The 4256-nt window shown below is 45.3% G+C and carries 2 protein-coding genes; one reads left to right on the forward strand and one right to left on the reverse strand.

What is annotated here, in order from left to right; all coding sequences use genetic code 11:
* Nucleotides 1–512 precede the first annotated feature (512 nt).
* Nucleotides 513–845 (reverse strand): GIY-YIG nuclease family protein, encoded by a 333-nt coding sequence (locus tag K8089_RS15780; protein WP_237604259.1) that lies wholly within the window; start codon nt 843–845, stop codon nt 513–515.
* A 937-nt stretch (nt 846–1782) separates the two neighbouring features.
* Between K8089_RS15780 and K8089_RS15785 the strand changes: the two genes are divergently transcribed.
* Nucleotides 1783–4089, forward strand: a complete 2307-nt coding sequence (locus K8089_RS15785; RefSeq protein WP_237604260.1) for a TonB-dependent receptor family protein — start codon at nt 1783–1785, stop codon at nt 4087–4089.
* The last annotated feature ends 167 nt before the right edge of the window (nt 4090–4256 follow it).

Consider the following 4256-nt stretch of genomic DNA (forward strand, 5'->3'; position numbering starts at 1 on the left):
GTGTGTTTATTTAAGGGGAAGGTGGCAGCTGGGGGGAGGTTTGAATGTATATCTAATTTTTAATCCCAGCTGACGGAAGGGGTTTTGTCGGTTGTCTGTTGTCTCCATTGACGTGGGTTAGACGGTGGGATGCGTTAGACGACGGGAGTTCGAACCGATAGCTATCGGATGCCCTTCGGCTGCGCTCAGGACGGGCTAGCTCACCCTGACAATGGGGATGGCGATGAGATGGGTTAGTCCGTGGGGGTTCGACTGCGCTCACCCTGACAATTGGATGGCGAAGGGGATTCGATCCGATAGCTATCGGATGCGCTTTGGCTGTGCTCGGGGCAGGCTGCTCACCCTGACATTGGGGATGGCGATGGGATGGGTTAGACGCCGGGGGTTCGACTGCCCTTCGGCTCCGCTCAGGACAGGCTGCTCACCCTGACATTTGGAATGGGGTTCGACTGCCCTTCGGCTGCGCTCAGGACAGGCTGCTTACCCTGACATTGGGAGGGCGACCGAATGGGTTAGTTTTTTGGTTTGGGAGAGGGGTTGTAATTGTGGTGGGTGGCGTTGCGGCATTCTGATAGGGCTTTTAACATATTGACGTCTCCATCTATTAAAGCTTTTTTCTTTGCCCTTGTCCATCTTTTGATTTTTTTCTCAAAGTAAATTGCTTGCAATACATCGTTAAATTCTTGATGGAATTTTAAGGTTATTGGCCTTCTTTTATAGGTGTAAGCGTCTCTTTTAGTGCCGGCTTGATGTTGCTCTAATCTTTTTGATAAATCGTTTGTGATACCTGTGTAATACGATTTGTCTGAACATTCTAAAATGTAAACGTAGTATTGGTAGTACATTTTTTGTTTAAAGGTATGGAAATATGGTTTTTGAGGCAAGTTTGGGGAGGGGTAAAGCTTTTTTGGGAGAAATTTGTGTTGGGATGATTGGAGAGGCTTTGACTGCGCTCAGGACAGGCTGCTCACACTGACATTTGGAATGGGGTTCGACTGCCCTTCGGCTCCGCTCAGGACAGGCTGCTCACCCTGACAATTGGATGGCGAAGGGGTTCGATCCGATAGCTATCGGATGCGCTTTGGTTGTGCTCGGGATGGGTTGCTCACCTTGACATTTTGCTACCCTGACATTTTGCTTAGCCTAACATATTGCTCACCTTGATATATTGCTTGCGATGAGATAAGTTAGACGACGGGGTTCGACTGCCCTTCGGCTCCGCTCAGGACAGGCTAGCTCACCCTGACATTTGGATGGCGATGGGATGGGTTAGACCGGGGGGGGTCGACTGCCCTTCGGCTCCGCTTAGGATGGGATGCTTAGCCTGACATAAGGGCTTGCGATGTTATGCGTTAGTTGACGGGGTTCGACTGCGCTCACCCTGACAATTGGATGGCGATGGGGTTCGATCCGATAGCTATCGGATGCGCTTTGGCTGTGCTCGGGACGGGCTAGCTCACCCTGACAATAGGGATGGCGAAGGGATGCGTTAGACCGTGGGGGTTCGACTGCGCTCACCCTGACAATTGGATGGCGACGGGGGTTCGACTGCCCTTCGGGTGCGCTCAGGACGGGCTGCTCAGCCTGACATTGGGATGGCGTTGGGATGCGTTAGACAACGGGGTTCGACTGCGCTCACCCTGACATATTGCTCACGCTAACATATTGCTTGCGGGGGTATTCGTTAGACAATGGGGTTTGGATGTTCTCAACTTGACGATTGGTTTTTTGTGGGGGGTTTGTTGGTTTTTTGTTAATTTGAGGGTTAAAATAATTGGATATATGAGCGGTGTTTTTAAAATGGTGGTGATTGTGGTTTTGACTGGGGTTTGTGGGGTTTGTTTTGGGCAGGCTCGGGTTGGGATGGTTGTGGGAGTGGATGACTTGGGGATTGCTGAAGTGGGCGTGTATTCGGGGGATGAAAGGGTTAGTGAAACAAATGAACTCGGAGTTTTTAGGCTGCCGGATAGTTTGAGACTTCCTATTATGCTTAGACTTGAAAAAGCGGAATTTCAGAATAAAGTGGTGCGGATGACGGAAAATAATGAGGTTTTTGTACTAGTTCCCAGTCTTAAATTGCAGGATTTGGAGGAAGTGCTGTTAAGGGCAACGCTTATAAAAGACAGTTCGAATACTTCAGCAACTGAATTAATTATTCCGACAGAGATTATTTCTTCAGAAAAACTTGAAGAATTTAGTCCGATAGGGTTGGTTTCAGCAATTAATGAAATCCCTGGGGTGTATATTCAGCGAGGGGCGATTAATACCAACCGCATTACCATTCGCGGGGTTGGGTCGCGGACGCTTTACGGCACTAATAAAATCCGTGCTTATTATAACGGCATCCCAATTACTAACGGCGGTGGGGAAACTGCGATTGATAGTTACAACGCCGAAGATTTACAATGGTTGGAAGTGGTTAAAGGTCCGAAAGCCACTGAATACGGCACTAATTTAGGCGGTACGTTGTTGCTCACTTCAAAACAGGCTGTTCCTGGAGAAACATTATTTAAAAGCAGTTTGACGCTGGGCTCGTTTGCGCTGATTAAAAACACGGTTTCGGCAGCAACGGCAACGGAAAAGTTTTCGATAAATCTTAATTACGATCATCTGCAAACAGATGGCTTCAGAGAAAATAATAATTACAATAGAAAAGGGTTTCAGCTTACTTCAAATTACAAATTTAATCTGCAGAATGAGGTAGGGCTATTGGTGAAATACACAGATTACGTCGCTCAAATTCCGAGTTCCATCGGGAAAACCGCTTTTGAAGAAGACCCAAGTCAGGCCGCCTATACGTGGAAGGCAGCGCAAGGTTTTGAAGCCAATAAACAAACGCTAATTGGATTCAGTTTTACCCACCGTTTTTCAGAAAATACAAGCAATACGAGCAGTGTTTATTATACCTATTTAGACCATTACGAGCCACGGCCTTTTAATATTTTAGATGAATATACAAACGGTTATGGAGCGCGAACGGTATTTAGTGGAAGTCTTAGGTTGTTGAATAGGATGTCTGATTTTAGTTTTGGGGCCGAGTATTACAAAGATGAGTACCGCTGGGAAACTATTGAAAATCTATATGAAGAAAACAACGGCAATGGCAGTTTGGAGGGAGAGTTACTAAGCGATAATTTTGAGTTGCGGAATAATTTGAACGCTTTTGCAAGTCTTGTGGTACCTATTTCAGAAAAGCTAAAGGCGCAAATAGGTTTTAATTTGAATACTACCAATTACACCTTTAATGATAATTTCAACTTTGGGGCAGCGAGTAAAAGTGCCAATCGCAATTTCGATCCAATTTTAGCGCCGAATGTGAATGTGTTATATACTTTCAGTAAAAATATAAGTGGGTATATTAATTTGAGTCGGGGTTTTAATTATCCTTCAATAGAAGAAACCCTAACTCCAGACGGAATAATTAATCCTGAACTGGGACCAGAAAAAGGGTGGAATTATGAAGTTGGCAGTGAGCTTTTCCTCTTTAAACGAAAGCTATATCTACAAGTGACCACTTACCTACTGAGTATAGACGACCTTTTAGTTGCGGACCGAATTGGCGATGACGAATACATTGGCAGAAACGCGGGAAAGACGGAACACAAAGGGATAGAGGTGCAGACGAGATACTTGCAGCAAATAGGAAGCAAGCTATACATGGCCCCTTATTTAAATGCAGAATTTACAGACCATACGTTTATCAATTTTGTAGATGGGGAAAGTGATTATTCCGGCAACCAGCTTACAGGAGTACCGGCAGTAAAATTAAATGGGGGTATAAACCTGAGTTATAATAAGTTCACGCTAAACACCAATTTCCTGCATTTGGGTGAAATGCCGATGAACGATTCAAATTCGTTGTATTCAGATAAGTACACCGTTTTTAATCTTAAAACCACCTACAAGCAGGCATTGAGCAAACGAATTAAAATGCAGTTAAATTTCGGGATAGATAATATAACCGATAAGAAGTACGCTTCTTCCATCCTAATAAACGCCACGAGTTTTGGCACTTCCGAGCCGCGGTATTACTATCCTGGGCGTCCGCGGAATTGGTATGGGGGGATTGGGTTGAGAGGGGAGATGTGAGATTTGAGACGTGAGAGGTGAGAGGTGAAAGGGGATGACTAGAATTTAGAGGATAGATGCTAGATGCTAGATGCTAGAGGCTAGACTAAAAACGGTCAACTCTAATCAGGGAAGTTCAGGTAGGACGAAGATGAAGATGACGTATGACGGTAAGACGTAGGACGTAG

The sequence above is a fragment of the Aequorivita vitellina genome, assembly GCF_022008365.1.
In the GTDB taxonomy this organism is placed as follows: Bacteria; Bacteroidota; Bacteroidia; order Flavobacteriales; family Flavobacteriaceae; genus Aequorivita; species Aequorivita vitellina.